Here is a 19,723-nt window from a genome sequence, read left to right on the forward strand (position 1 = left end):
AAAAGACTAAAAAGCGCCGCTAAACGGCGCTTTTTTATTGTCATCTTATTGGTTAGCCGCTGATAAGCTTTACTTCCATGAAATCTTCCAGACCCCATTTCCCGCCTTCGCGACCATTACCCGATTGCTTGTATCCTCCAAACGGGCTGCCCGGTGCACGCGATGTGCCGTTGATCTGCACCATACCTGCACGCAATTTGCGGGCCACGCGTTTTGCGCGTTCTGGACTACCAGTCTGAATATAGGCTGCAAGTCCATATGGCGTGTCGTTGGCAATGGCAATGGCTTCTTCTTCCGTATCGAAAGGGATCATTGCAAGCACCGGCCCGAAGATTTCTTCGCGAGCAATCGTCATGTCATTGTTCACATCGGCAAAGACGGTTGGTTTGACGAAGTCACCTTCGGTGAACCCGTCTGGGCGCCCTGTACCACCTGCCACAAGCCGTGCACCTTCATCAATGCCCTTCTGGATCAGCTGTTGAACTTTCTCGAACTGGATCGAGGAAGAAAGCGGGCCAATGTGATCGCCTTCCGTGGCTGGGTCGCCGACCTTGGTGTCTGCGGTCACCTTCTTGGCGATTTCCACGGCCTTGTCGTAAACGGAGCGCTCCACCAGCATGCGCGTTGGCGCATTACAGGACTGTCCGGTATTCTCAAAGCAATGCGCAAGGCTACGTGCCATGGTCTTTTCCAGATCGGTATCCGCAAAAACGATGTTCGGTGACTTGCCGCCAAGTTCCAGCGAAACGCGCTTTACCGTTGCTGCTGCGGCCCGCGAAACTGCCGTCCCCGCGCGGGTCGAGCCGGTGAAGGACATCATGTCGACGTCTGGGTGTTGCGACAACGCTTCTCCAACAACGGTGCCTTCCCCATTGACGAGATTGAAAACACCTTTCGGGAAGCCTGCCTGATCCACAAATTCAGCAAACAGCATAGCCGACATCGGCGCGATTTCGGACGGCTTCAGGATGACGGTGCAGCCAACAGCAAGCGCAGGAATAACTTTCAGCGCGATCTGGTTCATTGGCCAATTCCATGGCGTAATAAGGCCACAAACACCGATCGGTTCGCGCACGACCATCTGGTTGGGGTGTTTCGGAGAAAGGATCTCTTCGAACTCGAAGTTTTCGAAGGCCGCGATGAAAGCCTTGGTATGAGAGAGGCCCGCAGCAGCCTGCGATTCACGTGCAAGTGTGATTGGTGCACCCATTTCGAGTGAAATTGCCTTGGCCATTTCCTCCAGACGGGTTTCGTAAATTTCCACTAACCGCCGGATATAGCCGATGCGTTCTTCAGCTGGCGTTTCGCTCCAGGACGGAAAAGCCTTGCGTGCGGCTGCGACCGCGAGATCAATGTCCTTTGAAGAACCCGCAGAAATGACGGCATAAGGCTTTTCGTTGGCGGGATTGATGACCTCAATGGTCCTGGCGTCTATTGGAGCGCGCCACGCTCCATCAATATAGAAGTCGGTTTTCTGGTCGAGGTTTTTCTGAAGCATCGTGCCGTCCTCCGTCGCACTTAATGTTCAGGGTCAGTATATGCCAACCCGATTTGAACTCGACACTAATGCGCCGATATGGCGGCGTCAAAACAGAAGGGTGCATGGAAACATCAATTTTTCTTATTCATTATCGTAGGCTTCGACATTGAAGCCGAGCGCGACCAATCCTTCCTCCAGATAATCTCCCAGAAGTGGTGTGCCGATGAGATACTTGGCTTCGCGGCCATTGTCGCGATCGGCGGCGGTTGAGAGGGCTTCGTCCCATTCATCGGCGCTGAAGTCGCCGCGACCTACCCACATAAGCGCAAGCAATTCCTGCCGCTCATCGATATTCAGGGAGCGGATAGCCGCAAAAAGTTCTTTGCGAGTTGGGTTTGCTAGAGAGGCATCGAGAATATCAACTTCATTGTCGTCGCTGGCGTTAGAACCGGATTCTTCATCGGTTGCGGGAACCTGAACATCATATTCTCGAGCTTTCGCAATGATAAATTCCAGATTCTCGATATTGTTAACCAGCTCGACCACGCTTGCCTCCTTCACCTTGGTTATTTGGCAAACAACGCTTTCGCAAAGGCTTGGTTCCGGCTTTCTCAGGGAGCTGGATCAGCTTCGCGCAGCCTGTAGCCGACGCCTGTTTCGGTTAGAATATAATGCGGCTGATCCGGGGATTTTTCAATCTTCTGTCGTAGCTGGCGGACATAGATGCGAAGATATTGAACGTCAGCTGCGGGTCCCCAAACCTGATTTAGAATATAATCATGTGTCAGCACTTTTCCAGAATGCTGTACGAGAAGGCGCAGAATGTCATATTCCTTCGGTGACAATTTAACTTCGTCGCCGTTGAGTTTCACAATGCGGCGAACAAGATCGACCGTAAGGCCGCCGCTCTGGAAAAGCGGCTTTTCTCCCTGCTGTTGCAGTCTGTGGCGTAATGCGACCCGTAAACGCGCGGCAAGTTCTTTCATACCGAAGGGTTTCGGGACGTAATCATCAGCCCCTTCTTCAAGTGCACGGACGATCCCCGCTTCGTCGGTGCGGCTTGAGAGGATGAGAATGGGCAAGGTCACGCCGTTCTCTCTCCAGCGTTGCAGCAAAGCGTGCCCGTCAGTATCGGGAAGCCCCAGATCGAGTAGCACGATATCGGGCTTTTCCGTTGCAATGTGCGCGTCAGCTTCGCCGCCGTTCACCGCCTCGACAACGGTATAGCCTTCGGTCGTCAGTCCAACCCGCAGTAACTTCCGGATGGCCGGTTCATCGTCGACAACAAGAATTTTCAATTTCGGATCGTTCATGAGCTTCTGTCAATTTCATCAGCCGGGACGGGCAATGTGATTGTAAAAATGGCACCAGCGCCTTCATGCCGATTGCTTGCCCGAATAGAACCTCCCATTGCTTCGATGAAACCACGAGCGATGGAAAGCCCCAGTCCGGTTCCGGCCTGCACATGGTCACCTTTACGAACACGATAGAATGTATCGAACACACGTTCCAGATCATTCGGGGGAATACCAGGCCCCCAATCGCTGATTTCGAGTGTCATACGAGACGGTCCAGCATGGGCCTTAATCGTAACCGGTGTGTTTTCAGGGGCGTATTTCGCTGCATTGTCGAACAAATTGAACAGGACCTGCTCGAACAGAACGGCATCAAGCTGAACCATGGGCAAATCAGCTGGGACAGAAATATTGACCTGATGATGGGCCAATATTTTGGCCGCACGATTGAGTGCAGCCCCAATGAGGTCGCCAACATAGTAAAGTGACAGATTGGGCTTCATCGTACCCGCTTCGATCCGCGTCATATCGAGGAGGTTTGCGATGAAACGGTTTAAGCGCTCCGATTGGTCCACCACGGTTGCGACCAGATCGGACCGATCGGCATCTGGCAATGAGCTGGAATAATCACGCAAGGTTGTAGCGGCACCAAGAATTGCGGCAAGCGGGGTCTTCAGATCGTGGGAGATTGAAGTAAGGAGAGCTGAACGCAGCTTGTCGGCTTCCGCTGCCAGCTTGGCTCGCTCCACATCACCAACAAGCTGAACGCGTTCGATAGCAATTGCGGCCTGATCGGCCAAGGCTTCTAAGAGGCGTTGTTGTTCTGGCGTGAGGATGGGCCCCATGCGGTCATTGTCGAGGCCGATCACGCCCACGGATGTTCGTGCTGTTTTGAGAGGCAGATAGAGCCGCTTGGCACCCGGCAGCGTATTGGCACCACGTCCGGCCGGGAGATCGTGTTCCCATGTCCAGTGTGCGGCAGCGATATCCGCATCATCAAGCGTGTCATCCGGAGGATAACCGCCCCTGACTGCAATTGTGTTTCCTTCAGGAAGAAGGATCACGACGCGGACCCTGAGCATCGACGCGATCTGGAATGCGGTTGCCCAAAGCACGTCGTCAAGTGAGCCTGTCCCGGCCAGCTTTTTGCTGAAAAGATACAGGTCTTCCGTCATGCGTGCACGCTGGCGCGCGGCTGCGGCTTGGCGCTGTACTCGGCTTGCCAGATTGCTGGCAATGAAACTCACAAACAGAAAGAAAATTAGTGCTACGACGCTTTCGGGATCGGCGATAGACAATGTGTAGAGTGGTGAAAGAAAGAAGAAATTATAGGCAAAGGCGCTAAGCACCGATGAAAAAAGTGCTGGCCAGAGGCCGAGGGTAACTGCAACACCAAGGACGCCGACAACAAATACAAGAGCTATGCTGCGCACGTCCAAAAACTGGTCGAGCAGCAACCCAGCGATAAGTGCTATGCCCGTCATGGCAATACCGATCAGATACGGTCGGATATCGAGCGTTGCCTTCTGCCTGGCTGTGCTGACCTTGCGGCTGGTTCCTCCGTATTCGTGCTCGGCACCTGCCGTAATATGAATATCGATGGCACCGGAAAGCCGGACGAGCTCGCGCGCAATGGAGCCGTCGATCATCTCACGCCAGCGCGACTTTATGGATTTTCCGGCGACGATCTGAGTGAAGTTGTGGGCTGAAGCGTAGCGAACAATATCTTCAGCGACGGACTGGCCCGGAATGATGATTGTTTCCCCGCCAAGCTGTTCGGCGAGCCTTAGTGCTGTCGCGAGCCTGTCCTTAGCTTCTTCAGTAAGCCCAGCGGAACGTGCGGTTTCGATATGAATGGCCGCCCAAGGTGCGCGAAGACGATCTGCAAGCCGACGCGCGTAACGAACCAGCGATACACTACGGGGACGCTCGTCGATGGCAACCAAAATGCGGTCGCCAGCGGCCCACGGCCCTTCGATAGCATGGGCTCGCATATGGCTGAGAAGTTGCTCGTCCACACGCTGGGCGGTACGACGGAGCGCCAGTTCTCGTAGTGCTGTCAGATTTCCCGGAGAAAAATAATTGCGGATTGCCCGTTTTGCAGTTTTCGGGAGATAAATCTTGCCTTCATTGAGGCGCTTGATGAGATCATTCGGCGTGAGATCGATCAATTCGATGTCGTCGGCACGGTCGATGATACTGTCGGGCACTGTTTCGCGTACCCGGATGCGGGTGATTTGCGCCACGACGTCGTTTAGGCTTTCGACGTGCTGGATATTGAGCGTCGTATAAACATCAATTCCATGGGCCAGAATTTCCTCGACATCCTGATAACGCTTAGGATGCCTGCTGCCCGATGCGTTTGTGTGCGCCAGTTCGTCCACAAGAACCAGTTGTGGTCTGCGGGCCAGCACCGCATCGATATCCATTTCATCAAGTTGATGACCACGGTAGGAGACTTGCGCACGAGGCACGATTTCGAGCCCCTCAGTCAGGGCTTCGGTTTCCGCTCGCCCATGTGTTTCCACAACGCCGATGACGACATCTATTTCGTCGGCTTTGCGCGCGCGGCCCGACATCAGCATTTCATAGGTCTTGCCGACGCCCGGCGCAGCACCGAGAAATATCTTCAGGCGGCCACGCGTCTCGCGTTCCGCTTGTTCGAGTAGAGCATCGGGTGAGGGTCTGTTCTCGCCGAAGCGAAGCGGATCCGATGTCAAATAAAGCTCCTGGAGGGAAGGGGCGACAAATCATGCCGCCGCCAGTTATTCTACTTGGTGCTGGTCCTGTCCAGAACAAGGTTCAGCTTTAAAACATTGACCACCGGTTCACCGAGGAAACCGAGTTCACGGGCTTCAACCTGTTTCTTGACGATTCCACGCAGTGCGGCTTCATCAATCCCGCGCGCTTTCGCAACACGAGGCACCTGATAAAAAGCTGCTTGCGGTGAAATATGCGGATCGAGACCGCTTGCGGATGTTGTCACCAGGTCAATCGGCAGTGGCGCAGCGCCTTCGCCTTCTGCCAGAGGAGCGGCGTCGGCTTTAACCCGCTCAATCAGTTTTGGATTAGTTGGGCCGAGATTGGAACCGCCGGAACTCGCGGCATCATAACCGTTTTGTCCTGCGGCAGATGGTCGACCGTGAAAGTAGCGATCGCCGGTAAAACCTTGTCCGATCAATTCGGAGCCAATGATTGTACCGTCCTTTTGGATCAGGCTGCCATTGGCATTGGCAGGAAAGATCGCCTGTGCGATACCCGTCATACCAAGCGGATAGAGCAAACCGGTTATGACGGTAAGGGAAACGATCATGACGAGCGCTGGACGAAGTTGTTTCAGCATTTTCGCTAATCCTTATGCGAGGCCAAGGGCAGTAATGGCCATATCGATGGCCTTTATGCCGATGAACGGAACGATGACGCCGCCGAGGCCGTAGATCAGGAGATTGCGCGAGAGGAGCGCACCTGCGCCGACCGGCTTGTAGGTTACGCCTTTCAACGAAAGTGGGATCAGAGCCACAATGATCAAAGCGTTGAAGATTATGGCTGACAGAATGGCGCTCTGTGGCGTAGCCAGACCCATGATATTGAGCGCCCCAAGCTGGGGATAGAAGGCCAGAAACATCGCCGGAATAATTGCAAAATACTTTGCGATATCGTTGGCGATGGAGAAGGTCGTCAACGCTCCTCGCGTCATCAGCAATTGCTTGCCGATTTCAACGATTTCGATGAGCTTGGTGGGATCGCTGTCGAGATCGACCATATTTCCGGCTTCGCGTGCGGCAACCGTACCGGTATTCATGGCCACGCCGACATCAGCCTGTGCAAGAGCAGGGGCATCATTGGTGCCGTCGCCGCACATTGCAACAAGTTTGCCCTTGGCCTGTTCCTCGCGGATCAGCGACAACTTGTTTTCTGGTGTTGCCTGCGCAAGAAAGTCGTCCACGCCGGCTTCAGCAGCTATGGCTGCCGCAGTCATTGGGTTATCACCGGTGATCATGACCGTGCGGATCCCCATGCGACGCAACTCTGCAAAACGTTCGCGGATACCGCCTTTGACGATGTCCTTCAGATGCACAACGCCGAGAAGATGGCCGTCTTTAGCGACAGCAAGCGGTGTGCCGCCAGCCTTGGCGATTGTGTCAGCGATGGATTGCAGTTCCGAGAGTGTTCTTTCATCCGCGAGGCTGCTCTGTCCTACATAGGCGAGCACAGCATCCACAGCGCCCTTGCGAATGACGGACCCTTCAATGTCGACCCCGCTCATGCGGCTCTGTGCTGTGAATGGTACGAAATGCGCGTGAAGCCCCTGCATATCGCGCCCGCGCAACCCGTATTTTTCCTTGGCGAGAACGACGATGGAACGACCTTCCGGTGTTTCATCGGCAAGAGAGGCCAGTTGCGCTGCATCGGCAAGTTCTTGCTCGGTTACGCCATTGACCGGCACAAAAGCAGTTGCCTGACGATTGCCAAGAGTGATCGTTCCGGTCTTGTCGAGGAGAAGGGTGTCGACGTCACCTGCTGCTTCCACTGCACGCCCGGACATGGCAAGCACATTGAAGCGTACGAGGCGGTCCATGCCTGCAATGCCAATAGCAGAAAGCAAGGCGCCGATTGTGGTCGGGATCAGGGTGACGAAAAGTGCGACCAGTACCGTGACAGAGATATAGCCGCCTGCATAAGTCGCAAAGCTCGGGATCGTAACAACGGCGAGAACGAAGATCAGCGTCATGCCTGCAAGCAGAATATTGAGCGCGATCTCATTTGGCGTTTTCTGGCGTTCGGCGCCTTCCACGAGACTGATCATCTTGTCGATGAAGGTCGAACCTTGCGCGGCTGTGATACGAACCTTGATCCAATCGGACAGGACCTGTGTTCCGCCTGTAACGGCAGAGCGGTCGCCACCGGATTCTCGGATGACCGGCGCGGATTCGCCAGTGATGGCAGCTTCGTTGACGGATGCCACACCTTCGATGACTTCTCCATCTGAGGGAATAATGTCATTCGCTTCTACTAGAACGATATCGCCAACTTTCAAGCTCGTTCCCGGCACGCTTTTCCAGCTTGGGCCTTCGGGATTGTCCATAAGTTTGGCTTGCGTTTCCGTTCGCGTCCGGCGCAACGAATCCGCCTGTGCTTTGCCGCGGCCTTCTGCGACGGCCTCGGCAAAATTGGCAAACAGGACTGTGAACCACAGCCACAATACGATTTGGAATGAGAAGCCGACATTTGGATTGGCGGTGGCCACGTCTTTCAGAAGCAGTAATGTCGTGAGTAGCGAAACGACGGCAACCACAAACATTACCGGGTTGCGTGCAAGGCTTCTTGGGTTGAGCTTGCGAAAGGCATCGCCGATGGCGGGTAAAAGGATGCGGGCATCGAGAATGCTCGCGGATTTGGACTGGCTCATAACAGAGGCTCCAGTAAAATTACGTTTCCGTTCGGAAAGCTCAGATCAATCCGGCAAGCTGAACCGCGAGAAGAAGGACGGTCGTTGCCAGAAGGATCGAGAGAATGCAGCTTGAGGGTTTCAGCATCAAAACATCTGCCCCTTCACCATAGAGAGGTGTTCGGCAATGGGACCGAGTGCCAGCGCTGGGAAGAAGATCAAACCTCCAACCACAAGGATGACGCCGATCAGCAAGCCTACGAAAAGCGGGCCGGTTGTAGGGAAGGTGCCTGCAGATTGGGGAGCTGCTTTCTTGGCGACAAGTGAACCGGCTATTGCCATTGCAGGAACGATCACCAGAAATCGGCCCATCAGCATGGCGAGACCTATGGTGATATTGTACCAGGGCGTGTTGCCGGAGAGGCCGCCAAAGGCCGAACCGTTGTTCGCTGTGCCTGAAGTATAGGCGTAGAGGATTTCCGAGAAACCATGCGGTCCGGGATTGGCGATGGAGGCCAGACCTGTCGGAAGAACCGAAGCGATGGCCGTAAAACCCAGGATTGACAGTGGAAGGCAGAGCACGGCGAGCATCGCCATTTTTACTTCCTTCGCCTCGATCTTCTTGCCGAGATATTCCGGAGTACGTCCAACCATCAGCCCGGCCACGAAAATGGCAACGACGACGAACAGGACGATACCGTAGAAGCCTGCGCCTACACCGCCGATGATAATCTCTCCCAGCATCATATTGATCATGGGGATCATTCCGCCCAGTGCTGTCATGCTGTCATGCATGGCGATCACCGCACCGCATGATGCGGCGGTTGTGACGACGGCGAAAAGTGCGGACATCGCAATGCCGAAGCGTGTTTCCTTGCCTTCCATATTACCGCCATCAATGCCGAGAGCATGGATGAGGGGATTGCCTGCCGTTTCCGCCCAGTAGCAGATAGCAACGCCTGCGACGAACAATATGCCCATGGCAGCAAAAATCGCCCAACCCTGGCGTTCGTTGCCGACCATTCGCCCGAAGACGTTGGTAAGCGAAGCGCCGATTGCGAAAATCGCAACCATCTGGATCATGTTGGAGATGGCATCCGGGTTTTCAAAAGGATGCGCGGAGTTGGCATTGAAGAAGCCGCCGCCATTGGTGCCGAGCATCTTGATGGCAAGCTGCGAGGCAACCGGGCCAAGTGCGATCACCTGTCTTGCGCCTTCCAGCGTCGTTGCTTCAGCATAAGCCCCAATCGTTTGCGGTACGCCGAGGCTGACGAAAGCTAGTGTGAGAACGATGCACAAGGGCAAAAGGACGTAGAGCGTGCAGCGCGTAAGATCGACCCAGAAACTTCCGAGTGTTTTCATGGATTTGCGCGAGAACGCGCGAATGAGCGCTATGGCGATGGCAACGCCAGTAGCGGCTGAAACGAAGTTCTGCACCGTCAGCCCTGCCATTTGTGTCAGGTAGGACATCGTGCTTTCGCCACCGTAGTTCTGCCAGTTGGTGTTAGTCACAAAACTGGCAGTGGTGTTGAAGGCGAGATCTGCCGGAACGTTGCTCATACCCATCGGATTGAAGGGCAGGGAGCCCTGAAACCGTTGCAGTATATAAAGCAGCAGAAAGCCGGCCAAATTGAATAGCAAGAGGGAGACAGTGTAGGTCATCCAATGCTGTTCTTCTCGTTCGCTTGTGCCTGCGAGGCGATAAAGCCCTCGCTCGACTGGAACGAGGACAGGTGAAAGGAAGGTCCGTTCACCGCTGAAAACACGCGTCATGTAACCGCCGAGCGGTTTGACGAGCAAAATGATGATCCCGCAAAAAACGAGGATCTGAATCCATCCATTGAGTGTCATGGTCTTTTCCGAGGCCTGAAAGGCTGCCGGGTACGCGGGCTTGGCCGCAGATTGGCCTAGAACCGCTCCGGTCGTATGAGCGCGTAAAGGAGATAAGCGGCTATGAAGGCTGCAACCAGAGCGCCAGCGATGTATTCAATCATCATGGCGATGCCTCAAAGCCGTTCGCAGATGCGCAAATAGCCGAATATCAGTGCGAAAAAGCCAATCCCAATTGCAAGGACGGCGAAATCCATTGTCATGCCTGAACTGCCCCTTAGGGACTCCCTGTTTCTTACAGGGGCATTATGTTGCCGCACCGCATAGGGTTTCGAGAGTAGGCGCGACACCAAAAAATAAAAAAATCATATATGGAATGAGGCCGCTGAAGGCCGATGTTGCGTCTCATATTTTTCAGGAATGGGAGTCATATTGTGGCTGCTGCTGCACGTCCGGCTGTCCGCCCGGAAAAGATGCAGCCACCGAGAAATGTTCCTTCAAGCGCGTTGTAACCATGATAACCGCCGCCGCCAAATCCCGCAGCCTCGCCTGCTGCATATAATCCAGGCACTTTTTCGCCAGCCGCATTAAGTACCTGGGCATCCATATCGGTATGCAAGCCACCAAGCGTCTTGCGCGTCAAAATATGAAGTTTGACAGCAATAAGCGGACCATTGGTTGGGTCGAGCAGAGAATGCAGTGGCACCGCGCGCGTGAGACGGTCTCCGATATAGGCGCGGGCATTGTGAATTGCTATCACCTGCGCATCCTTGGAATAGCGGTTCGTTATTTCGCGATCCCGCGCTTCGATTTGATCGCGGATATGATCAGGTCTAAGAAGCTTTTCTCCCGTCAAACCATTCATTTTTGCAACGAGTTCGTTCAGATTCCCCGCTGTAATGAAATCTACCCCATTATCCAGAAATGCCTTGACCGGCGGTGGCGGTGCTTTGCCGAGACGGCTTTTGAGCAATAGCTTCCAGTCCTTGCTGGTGAGGTCGGGGTTTTGCTCCGATCCTGACAGAGAGAATTCCTTGTGGATGATCTTCTCGGTCAAAATAAACCAGGAATAGTCGTGGCCGGTCGAAAGAATGTGCTTGAGCGTGCCAAGCGTATCGAACCCTGGAAGATATGGGGCAGGAAGACGATTACCCCTGGCATCGAACCACATGGATGACGGTCCGGGCAGAATGCGAATGCCGTGGTTCGGCCAGATCGGGTTCCAGTTTCGCACGCCTTCCGTATAGTGCCACATGCGATCGGCATTGATGACATGCCCGCCCGCAGCAACGGCAATATCGATCCCGCGCCCGTCGACATGAGCCGGAACGCCCAATATCATTTCTTTCGGAGGAATACCGAGTCTGTCGCGTGGCCACGCCCTTCGAACCTTGTCCGGGTCACCGCCTATGCCGCCGGACGTGACGATTACGCAGTCAGCAAAATAGGCAAATTCGCCAATGGTATCGCGTGACGAAGATTGCCCACGCTCGACAGTCGATGGTGCCAGCACCTCTCCATAGACACCACTGACGCGCCCGCCGGTAGTAGCGATGCTGTTGACCCTATGACGGCATTTTAGGGTTATGAGTCCTTTGCTGATTGCTGCGCGGAGCGACCGTTCGAACGGTGCTACGACAGCAGGTCCTGTTCCCCAGGTCACATGAAAGCGCGGCACTGAGTTACCATGTCCATCTGCTTTTGCTCCGCCACGCTCTGCCCATCCGACAACAGGAAACCAACGCATGCCGAGACCATGAAGCCAGGGCCGCATTTCTCCGGCGGCAAACTCCAGATAGGATTCCGCCCAGCGTTTTGGCCAATGATCTTCGGGACGGTCAAACTGTGCCGATCCGAACCAGTCCTGTCGCGCGAGATCGATATTGTCTTTGATGCCAAGGCGACGCTGTTCGGGACTGTCGACCATGAAGAGCCCACCGAGAGACCAGAAAGCTTGTCCACCGATGGAATTTTCACCTTCCTGTTCGAGGAGAATGACTTTGCGTCCGGCTGCAGCCAGTTCGTGAGCGGCGACAAGTCCCGCCAGTCCTGCTCCAATGATTATCGCATCAGCATCGGCCATCCCCGCTTCCTCTCTCCCAAAAGGCGCTTGATGAAAGCATCGTGACCGAAGGGGTGAAGTGTTGCAAGCGGTGACGGAATGTATTCAACCGAAGAAATAAGGCACAATCCAGTCGGCAATCAGCTTGATGGAAAGTCCGAACAATGTCAGCTGCACCAGCAGGAAAAATGGACCGTCAGGCATGATTCGTGTCAGCTTTGCGCCAACAAAGGTTCCAATGACGGCAGCAGGAACAAGCCAAAGGCCGAGGGATGTATCGAGATTGGAAAATTGCTGCAATTGCCAGTAGGGCACAAGCTTTACGGCGTTGACTATGGCAAAGAGTATAGTCGATGTGCCAGCGAAAACCAGTTTTGGAAGGTGCTGCGGGAGCACATACATCTGAAACGGTGGTGCGCCGGAATGAGAGACGAAACTGGTAAGGCCTGTAAGCACACCCCAAAAGACACCGCCGGGGACGTCCGCCTTGCGCGCCTTCTTGCGATAGCGTGCGCCGAACCACGCGTTGAAACAGAAAAGGATGCCGACCAATCCGACAAGCATTCCGATGAATGTCGGAGACAGATGCGCGCTGAACATCCACCCAATGCCTACGCCGAGAATTGCCGCCGGGGTCAGTATCGCCAGATTACGTGCGGAAAAGTGGTGGCGATAAAGATACAAGCCGAACATGTCGCTGATGACATAGATCGGAAGCAAAAGCGCAGCAGCAGTAACTGGTGATATGACCAATGCCATCAACGGAACGGCAAGTGTACCGACCGACGGCAAGCCACCTTTCGAAAGCCCGACAAGAAATGCCGCAATAACTGCGATTGCGAGAAAAAGGGGCGTATGTTCGATCATGTGATGATGGGGTCAGCTATTGTGGGAGAAGGAACAAACCTCTCCGGTCCAACGACCGGAGACGTTGTGTTTGGATATCAGGCGTGAGCCCACTCCCAATAAAGAGCACGAGCGCGTTTGGTTAGCGGCCCATATTCCAGTTTGCGATCATCGAAACCGATTATCGGCACGACTTTACTCATATTGCCGGAGGAGAAGATTTCGTCTGCCTGGCGGAAGTCTTCGATCTTCAGTGTCGTTTCGTGAACGGTGACGCCCGCTGCGCGCAGCAAATTGATGACACGCTGGCGCGTGATGCCGTTAAGGAATGTGCCGTTGGGAACTGGCGTGAAAACTTCGTCGCCACGCACCATGAAAACGTTCGAGGTAGCTGTTTCGGCAACATTGCCAACAACGTCAGTCACCAATGCATTGTTAAAGCCCTTTGCCTTTGCTTCCCGCAGCATTCGCGCATTGTTTGGATAGAGGCAAGCCGCCTTGGCATTGACGGGCATGACTTCCAGATATGGCCGACGGAACGACGTCGTGGTGATGGTGAAACCCTTCGGCTCAACCATAGGGATCGCTTCAAGGCAGAGTGCGAAATCCGTGGATGATGCAAGTGGAGCGACTGTGCTGGCGTCACCTTCTTCTGCCCAGTACATGGGACGGATATAAACATCTGTTCCGGGCGTGAATTTTTTCAGACCCTCGCGCGCAAGAGCTTCGATATCGTTGGCGGAGAGTGTTGGTTCCAGTCCCAGAGCACAGGCTGAGTCGTTTGCACGTGCTGAGTGACGGTCAAGATCCGGTGTAACACCTTCAAACAAGCGCGCGCCGTCAAATACTAGCGAACCAAGCCAAGTCGCTTGTGATGCTGCACCAAGAATGCGAACATCTCCTTCACGCCATTCGCCCTTGTAATAGGTCCACATCGCCCGTTTATCGGTCATTTCCCTAGTCCTTTGACAGTATATTTCTCGTGCTTCTGCCCGCGTCAGAGCACATCGAAACACAGATCGCTATCGGAAAAATGCTTGGTGCGTCTCGATATGATTGAATCAGGTCAATGTCCTAAGCACTTCTGTTTTAAGTGTTATTCCGTCGATCCTGGACAGGCTGCCTACATCGTAGGAGCAGGCAACGTTAGAGACAAGTGCCAACTTGTCCCTGTTCGCTTTCAGGATTGTTCTACTTTGTCTTCCAAAAGCGCCGGAGTTGGTTCCGACGTGACAACAGCCGGAGGTCCCTCAACGCCGCGTTGTCTCTCTCGGATGAAGGTGAAGAGGCCGGAAATGGTAATGAGAACAATGCCGATCAGCATTGGCGTGTCTATATGATCGTGGAAAACAAAATATCCGAAAAGGATCGCCCAGATCATCTGGCTATACTGTGGAGAGGCAATGGCGCTCGCTGGAGCGCGTTGGGCCGCAAGCATCAAGAGGATATTGGCAAGGGCTGCAAGCAGGCCGTAGCCCGCGAGATAAACCCATTGCTCGGTATTTGGCGCTTCATAGGACGGGGTCATCAAGGCCCCGCAGATGACAGTAGGGCCGATTAGCCCGCTTGTATAAAGCGATATGCGCTTTTCGTGCTTGCCCATAACCCGGAAGATGATGATGCTCATCGCACCTCCCATGCCAGCGGCAAGCGCGCCGAGATGACCGATTGAGAGCTCCCTGAATCCGGGGCGAAGTACAATCAGAACGCCGACAAAACCGATTAGAACTGCAGACCATCGCCGCCAGCCAACCTGCTCCTTCAAGAACACCACTGAAAGTATTGTTACATAGGCCGGGAGCAGGAAAATGAGCGCGAAGGCTTCTGCCATGGAGAGATGCGTGAATGCCGTAACGCTCCCTATCGTGCCCATGGCAGCGGTTACGGTCCGCAACAGCCACATCTTGACGTTGGTGGTGCGAAACATATCGATCCATGCATCGTCAGCTTTCTTTGTAAAAGGAATAGCCAGTAGACCCAGCACTGCACCGAAGAATGCGATTTCGTATGGCGAGAGCGTGCCATCAAGAAATTTGACGCAGGCGTCGCTGACAGCGAATGCCGCATAGGATGCAAACGCGAGAAAAATACCATAAAGCATGACGATGTCCGAAAGAAACGGGGGAGGAGTTCGTTCCTTTCGCTCCTTTAATCGATTAGGAGCCTATTGGCAAAAGACATTTCTGAAATTCTGCATTTAAGTCTATAAGCAAGCCATTGCTTGGGAGAGAAGTAAACTCGGCCTTTTCAAGGTGTTGAGCTCAAGCAAAAACGCATGCCTCATTTGCAATCATATCCGTGGTGGAAATTTGGGCAAACGCCTATTTAGCAATCATCCAAACGAGGAGAAAGCAAATGAACATTCGTCAGAAAGTACAGCAGTTCGTATCTCGCCGCCGCGCTATCCGTGAACTCGGTGCGATGGACGACCATCTTCTTGCCGATATCGGTGTTTCGCGTTCGCAGATCCAGAGCGCCGTTTTCGGTAAGTAATAACTTATGGCGTGTCTCATGAAAGATCGCCCCGTAAGTAAAAATCGAATAAAGTGACAAAGCGTCGGTCTCCAGCCCCGGCGCTTTTGTTTTGTGTATAGCTAATACAATCATTTTTTTATCTTGGATTTCAGCTCCCGCCTGCGAAATTTTGCTTAACATGCGAACAGCAGCGTGAAACCTAGCTTACACTGAAAATGAGACGTAAACCGTACCATTTTGGGACAGATCACGATTGTCGTCCCTTTGATTTTCCGCCAGTCTATTTTTGCGGGGGCAGGCGATGAAGATACGGCCTTTCCGTTGTAGCTGCGGATGGTTTGCCTATCTTCATCGCCCTTATTTCATAGCAGAGTCTATTGCCGATACATGTTATTTATCGTGCGAAGTTCATTGCCAGTAAGTATTACGTGGAATGCAGGAGTGCACGCATATCTATCACTTGCATCATCGGGCGGTCTCAGGCTTATCTGACCGCCCGGTGATGCAGAGGAACAATCAACATGGACATTATTTGGCGTGGAATCCTGGTCGGGATCGGCGCAACGGTCGTAATGGACTTGTGGGCGCTTCTGCTAGCCACAATGCCAGGACAGACGCTTCCGAATTGGGGGCTGGTCGGCCGCTGGTTCTGGCATCTTCGCCATGGGCAAATTTTCCACGATGATATTTCCGATGCTGAACCCTATAAGCATGAAGTAGTGCTTGGCTGGATCGGGCATTATGCGGTTGGCATTCTTTACGGCATCATCTTTGCCATTTATGGTGGCGCCGAGTGGTTTTCCGATCCAATATTTCTGCCAGTTTGGATTTTTGGTGTACTCACTGTGGCGGCAGGGTGGTTCCTGTTGCAGCCCGGCTTGGGAATCGGCTGGGCGGCATCCAAATTGCCGAATGCACGTAACATACGTTTACTCAATCTTGTCGCGCATACGGTTTTCGCTCTTGGCATGTATGGCACGGCTATATTGTTGCAAAGTTCATTGTAAACAATCAGTTAGAACTATCAGAACCGCTCCTGCGAGCTGTCTTTTTTGAATCTGTTTCAAATATTTCCCGACAAATGAGTGACTGGCGCGCGGCGAAATCTCAGTCCACACTAAATCATGTCAACAAACTGGCACTTACACGGCAGAACTGTGCTTTTGTCCGCGATGGGTGTATGGGGAACATGTCCGACTGCAAATCTGCAGCGGCAACTAACATTATGGCAATCGCATAGGTTGCCTCGGTTCGGCATATTACGAAGCGCAACATGTTGCGCGTCGCAATTTCATGCGAACTGAGGAACTGATTGACGGGCGCTTGCCTTGGAGGGACGATGCTCGAAAAGCTGTTCAAATTACAGGAACACGGCACTACGGCGAGAACGGAAATCATTGCCGGCGTGACGACCTTCCTGACGATGTCTTATATCATCTTCGTAAACCCGGACATTCTGTCCACCACGGGTATGGATAAAAACGCCGTTTTCGTTGCCACCTGCCTTGCGGCAGCCCTCGGCTCGATCATCATGGCGCTCGTCGCAAACTGGCCAATCGGTATGGCGCCCGGCATGGGCCTCAATGCTTTCTTCGCTTTCACCGTTGTCGGGGCGATGGGCTTTTCCTGGCAGCAGGCGCTCGGCGCCGTTTTCATTTCCGGCATTATCTTCCTGATTTTGACGGTGACAGGCATACGTCGCTGGTTGGTCGAAGGTATTCCGCATTCTCTGCGTAGCGCGATTGCCGCAGGTATCGGTATGTTTCTCGCGCTGATCGGTTTGAAAAGCGCTGGCGTGGTTGTTGGCAATCAAGCAACCCTGGTCGGTCTTGGGGATCTGACAAAATCAGGTCCGCTGCTGGCAATTGCCGGCTTCTTCATCATCGCTGTATTGGATGCCCTGAAAGTTCGCGGAGCGATCCTCATTGGTATTCTTGTCGTCACTGTGGCATCGATTGCTCTTGGCATCAGTCAATTCGGCGGCATTTTCTCGGCCCCTCCGAGCCTGGCTCCAACCTTCCTTCAGCTTGATGTGATGGGCGCTCTGCATACCGGCATTCTGCACGTGATTCTGGTTTTCGTGCTGGTCGAAGTTTTTGACGCTACCGGCACGCTGATTGGCGTGGCAAAGCGCGGCGGCCTGATCGAACCGGGGAAGCCAAACCGTCTTGGGCGCGCCCTTTTTGCCGACAGCACGGCGATTCTTGGTGGTTCGCTTCTAGGTACGTCTTCCACGACGGCTTATGTCGAAAGCGCATCGGGTGTTCAGGCTGGCGGTCGCACAGGTCTGACCGCTCTGGTTGTGGCACTCCTGTTCCTTGCTGCCTTGTTTATTTCGCCGCTCGCTGGTTCGGTTCCAGCCTATGCGACAGCACCGGCCCTGATCTACGTTGCTTGCTTGATGATGCGTGAGCTGACCGAGATCGAGTGGCACGATGTAACGGAAGCGGCACCTGCAGCGCTGACGGCTTTGGCTATCCCGTTCACCTATTCCATCGCAAACGGTTTGGCCTTTGGCTTCATCAGCTACGTCGTGCTCAAAGCCTTCACCGGCAAGGCGCGTGACGTACATCTGGCTACCTGGCTGGTTGCAGCACTCTTCGTCATCCGCTTCGCATTCTTTGCGGAGTGACAATAGATGCGCCGGGCTAAGACAGCCCGGCGCTTTTCTGCAACATCGGGAGGAATAGAACTGTGCAGACAGATGAACTGAAACTGCTTGAAAAGCTGATCGACGTTATCGAGCAGAATGTTATCCCGCTGACCGAACGAGGCGTGGCAGAGGGCAACAAGGTTTTCGGTGCAGCATTGTTGCGCAAATCGGATCTATCCCTTGTTCTTGCGGAAACTAACAATGAAACTGAAAACCCACTCTGGCACGGTGAAGTGCACACCTTGAAGCGTTTCTACGAAATGCCGGAGAACGGACGTCCGGACACGAAAGACATGGTCTTTCTTTCCACTCATGAGCCTTGTTCCATGTGCCTTTCGGCAATTACATGGAGTGGCTTTGACAATTTCTACTACCTGTTCAGTCACGAGGATTCACGAGATGCTTTCTCGATCCCCCACGATTTGAAGATCCTCAAGGAAGTCTTCACGCTGGAGCCGGGTGGATATAACCGCGATAATGCCTTCTGGCATAGTCACTCGATCCCGAAGATGGTTGCCTCCCTGCCTGATGCCGACCGCCAGCGTCTTGGCAAACGACTTGATGCTATTTTCGCCAAATATGACGAATTGTCCGACACATATCAGGCAAGCAAAGATGGAAACGCTATCCCCCTCAATTGAGGAGAAATCGCTTTTCATAGTCATACGCCTGAAATAGGCGCGTGCCAGAGGGGATGCGCGATGTCGGATATTCGGCTCGCGCATTTTTCATGTCTGACAGGACGAGCATCATGACCTCTGACCACACAATATCAGCGATTGGCTTCTGCACCCCGACGGGTGACGGCAATTTCAGCACGCTTGAGGGCGCAATCCGCAACATCGTCGAACTTGGTTCGGAAGCTGTAGAATTGTCGCTATATGGCGAGGAAATAATCTCGGGCGGTCGTCTCATTCCGCAACGCGTGGATCGTCTTGTCAATATCACCAGACAGTTTGATACGCGCTACAGTGTCCACGGACAGATCGTTTCCAACTTCATGGATCGCGAGCATCTAGAATATCAGAAAGCGGTCGTTCGAGCGATGCTCGAACTTTGCGACCGTGTCGGGGCGGAAATTCTGGTTCATCACTCTGGCCATGCTCCCACGCCAGCGCTTTCTCGTATTCCTGATCTCGATAAGATGGAACGAGATGCGCTCGCTGAAATGGCGGAGCTTGCAAACACCTATGGCGTCCGGATCGCACTGGAGAATATCTTCGCTATGAGCGACGCTGAATATCGGCAGACACCGGCCCAGGTCGCCGAAACGGTTGCCGTGATCAATCATCCGTCCGTATGTGGATTGATCGACTTCAGCCACGCCTATATTGAATGCACACGCTTGGGTCTGGATTGGCGTCCGCAGATTCGCGCTATGGCGCCTGTGACCGGACATCTACATATACACGACAGTTTTGGTCGCCCTTACACGATGAACAAGTTTTATCATCCTGCGGAAGCAACAGCTCTAGGTATTGGCGATCTGCACCTGCCGATCGGATGGGGCGATATTCCGTGGGAAGAAATTTTCGATGAACTGACGTTCCTGCCCGATACGTTCATGATTATGGAAATCGGAGAAGATCGCTTCAGTACCGAACAAGCCGATAGTCTTGTACGGGCTCGCAAGCTGGCTGAACGAGTTAACAATCGTCTGAAAGCGGCTTGATCGAAATGAGATAGGCCGCGC

17 protein-coding genes are annotated in these 19,723 nt (G+C 53.7%); 5 read left to right on the forward strand and 12 right to left on the reverse strand.

Features of this window, described 5'->3' with window-relative positions; all coding sequences use genetic code 11:
- Nucleotides 1-52 precede the first annotated feature (52 nt).
- The 12 genes from HWX93_RS14700 to HWX93_RS14755 form a co-directional block, all read right to left on the reverse strand.
- A complete protein-coding gene (locus HWX93_RS14700) occupies nt 53-1,498 on the reverse strand; it encodes an aldehyde dehydrogenase family protein (protein ID WP_176037758.1) in 1,446 nt (481 codons plus the stop codon).
- A 123-nt stretch (nt 1,499-1,621) separates the two neighbouring features.
- Nucleotides 1,622-2,026 (reverse strand): DUF3775 domain-containing protein, encoded by a 405-nt coding sequence (locus HWX93_RS14705; protein WP_176037759.1) that lies wholly within the window; start codon nt 2,024-2,026, stop codon nt 1,622-1,624.
- Between the two features lie 65 nt (nt 2,027-2,091).
- Entirely contained in the window at nt 2,092-2,793 is a 702-nt protein-coding gene (locus HWX93_RS14710) for a response regulator transcription factor (protein WP_176037760.1), read from the reverse strand.
- The gene (locus HWX93_RS14715) at nt 2,790-5,495 is read right to left on the reverse strand and encodes a sensor histidine kinase (protein ID WP_176037761.1); all 2,706 of its coding nucleotides are present in this window, start codon (nt 5,493-5,495) and stop codon (nt 2,790-2,792) included. Before HWX93_RS14715 ends, HWX93_RS14710 begins: the two co-directional genes overlap by 4 nt.
- 50 nt (nt 5,496-5,545) lie before the next feature.
- The gene (gene kdpC / locus HWX93_RS14720; protein WP_176037762.1) at nt 5,546-6,118 is read right to left on the reverse strand and encodes a potassium-transporting ATPase subunit KdpC; all 573 of its coding nucleotides are present in this window, start codon (nt 6,116-6,118) and stop codon (nt 5,546-5,548) included.
- Nucleotides 6,119-6,130: 12 nt separating this feature from the next.
- Nucleotides 6,131-8,185, reverse strand: a complete 2,055-nt coding sequence (kdpB, locus tag HWX93_RS14725; protein WP_176037763.1) for a potassium-transporting ATPase subunit KdpB — start codon at nt 8,183-8,185, stop codon at nt 6,131-6,133.
- A 126-nt stretch (nt 8,186-8,311) separates the two neighbouring features.
- Nucleotides 8,312-10,015: a potassium-transporting ATPase subunit KdpA gene (kdpA, locus tag HWX93_RS14730; RefSeq protein WP_176037764.1), complete on the reverse strand. Its 1,704-nt coding sequence runs from the start codon at nt 10,013-10,015 to the stop codon at nt 8,312-8,314.
- A 56-nt stretch (nt 10,016-10,071) separates the two neighbouring features.
- A complete protein-coding gene (gene kdpF, locus HWX93_RS14735) occupies nt 10,072-10,161 on the reverse strand; it encodes a K(+)-transporting ATPase subunit F (protein ID WP_081104515.1) in 90 nt (29 codons plus the stop codon).
- Between the two features lie 260 nt (nt 10,162-10,421).
- Nucleotides 10,422-12,077, reverse strand: a complete 1,656-nt coding sequence (locus HWX93_RS14740) for an FAD-binding dehydrogenase (RefSeq protein ID WP_176037765.1) — start codon at nt 12,075-12,077, stop codon at nt 10,422-10,424.
- An 84-nt stretch (nt 12,078-12,161) separates the two neighbouring features.
- A complete protein-coding gene (locus HWX93_RS14745) occupies nt 12,162-12,923 on the reverse strand; it encodes a sulfite exporter TauE/SafE family protein (RefSeq protein WP_176037766.1) in 762 nt (253 codons plus the stop codon).
- Nucleotides 12,924-13,000: 77 nt separating this feature from the next.
- Nucleotides 13,001-13,855 (reverse strand): branched-chain amino acid aminotransferase, encoded by an 855-nt coding sequence (locus tag HWX93_RS14750; RefSeq protein WP_109986496.1) that lies wholly within the window; start codon nt 13,853-13,855, stop codon nt 13,001-13,003.
- 227 nt (nt 13,856-14,082) lie between these two features.
- On the reverse strand, nt 14,083-15,003 hold the full coding sequence (locus HWX93_RS14755) for a DMT family transporter (RefSeq protein WP_176037767.1): 921 nt from the start codon (nt 15,001-15,003) through the stop codon (nt 14,083-14,085).
- A 254-nt stretch (nt 15,004-15,257) separates the two neighbouring features.
- On the opposite strand from HWX93_RS14755, the gene HWX93_RS14760 reads away from it, so the two are divergent.
- The 5 genes from HWX93_RS14760 (at nt 15,258) to HWX93_RS14780 (ending at nt 19,702) form a co-directional block, all read left to right on the forward strand.
- Nucleotides 15,258-15,395 carry a DUF1127 domain-containing protein gene (locus HWX93_RS14760; protein WP_006471330.1) on the forward strand — a complete coding sequence of 46 codons (138 nt, stop codon included), beginning with the start codon at nt 15,258-15,260 and terminating at the stop codon, nt 15,393-15,395.
- Nucleotides 15,396-15,898: 503 nt separating this feature from the next.
- Entirely contained in the window at nt 15,899-16,384 is a 486-nt protein-coding gene (locus tag HWX93_RS14765; RefSeq protein WP_176037768.1) for a DUF2938 domain-containing protein, read from the forward strand.
- A gap of 332 nt (nt 16,385-16,716) precedes the next feature.
- The gene (locus HWX93_RS14770) at nt 16,717-18,009 is read left to right on the forward strand and encodes an NCS2 family permease (RefSeq protein WP_109986499.1); all 1,293 of its coding nucleotides are present in this window, start codon (nt 16,717-16,719) and stop codon (nt 18,007-18,009) included.
- A 62-nt stretch (nt 18,010-18,071) separates the two neighbouring features.
- Complete coding sequence (locus HWX93_RS14775; RefSeq protein ID WP_109986500.1) at nt 18,072-18,671, forward strand: nucleoside deaminase; 600 nt, start codon at nt 18,072-18,074, stop codon at nt 18,669-18,671.
- Nucleotides 18,672-18,781: 110 nt separating this feature from the next.
- Nucleotides 18,782-19,702: a sugar phosphate isomerase/epimerase family protein gene (locus tag HWX93_RS14780; protein WP_176037769.1), complete on the forward strand. Its 921-nt coding sequence runs from the start codon at nt 18,782-18,784 to the stop codon at nt 19,700-19,702.
- Nucleotides 19,703-19,723 lie beyond the last annotated feature (21 nt).

The organism is Brucella tritici (assembly GCF_902825325.1).
Lineage (GTDB): Bacteria > Pseudomonadota > Alphaproteobacteria > Rhizobiales > Rhizobiaceae > Brucella.

Bases quoted from the DNA above. Each gene is read 5' to 3' on its own strand.
- HWX93_RS14700 (WP_176037758.1), bottom strand. From the start codon at position 1,498: ATGCTTCAGAAAAACCTCGACCAGAAAACCGACTTCTATATTGATGGA.
- HWX93_RS14710 (WP_176037760.1), bottom strand. From the start codon at position 2,793: ATGAACGATCCGAAATTGAAAATTCTTGTTGTCGACGATGAACCGGCC.
- kdpC (WP_176037762.1), bottom strand. From the start codon at position 6,118: ATGCTGAAACAACTTCGTCCAGCGCTCGTCATGATCGTTTCCCTTACC.
- kdpB (WP_176037763.1), bottom strand. From the start codon at position 8,185: ATGAGCCAGTCCAAATCCGCGAGCATTCTCGATGCCCGCATCCTTTTA.
- kdpA (WP_176037764.1), bottom strand. From the start codon at position 10,015: ATGACACTCAATGGATGGATTCAGATCCTCGTTTTTTGCGGGATCATC.
- kdpF (WP_081104515.1), bottom strand. From the start codon at position 10,161: ATGATGATTGAATACATCGCTGGCGCTCTGGTTGCAGCCTTCATAGCC.
- HWX93_RS14740 (WP_176037765.1), bottom strand. From the start codon at position 12,077: ATGGCCGATGCTGATGCGATAATCATTGGAGCAGGACTGGCGGGACTT.
- HWX93_RS14745 (WP_176037766.1), bottom strand. From the start codon at position 12,923: ATGATCGAACATACGCCCCTTTTTCTCGCAATCGCAGTTATTGCGGCA.
- HWX93_RS14750 (WP_109986496.1), bottom strand. From the start codon at position 13,855: ATGACCGATAAACGGGCGATGTGGACCTATTACAAGGGCGAATGGCGT.
- HWX93_RS14755 (WP_176037767.1), bottom strand. From the start codon at position 15,003: ATGCTTTATGGTATTTTTCTCGCGTTTGCATCCTATGCGGCATTCGCT.
- HWX93_RS14760 (WP_006471330.1), top strand. From the start codon at position 15,258: ATGAACATTCGTCAGAAAGTACAGCAGTTCGTATCTCGCCGCCGCGCT.
- HWX93_RS14765 (WP_176037768.1), top strand. From the start codon at position 15,899: ATGGACATTATTTGGCGTGGAATCCTGGTCGGGATCGGCGCAACGGTC.
- HWX93_RS14770 (WP_109986499.1), top strand. From the start codon at position 16,717: ATGCTCGAAAAGCTGTTCAAATTACAGGAACACGGCACTACGGCGAGA.
- HWX93_RS14780 (WP_176037769.1), top strand. From the start codon at position 18,782: ATGACCTCTGACCACACAATATCAGCGATTGGCTTCTGCACCCCGACG.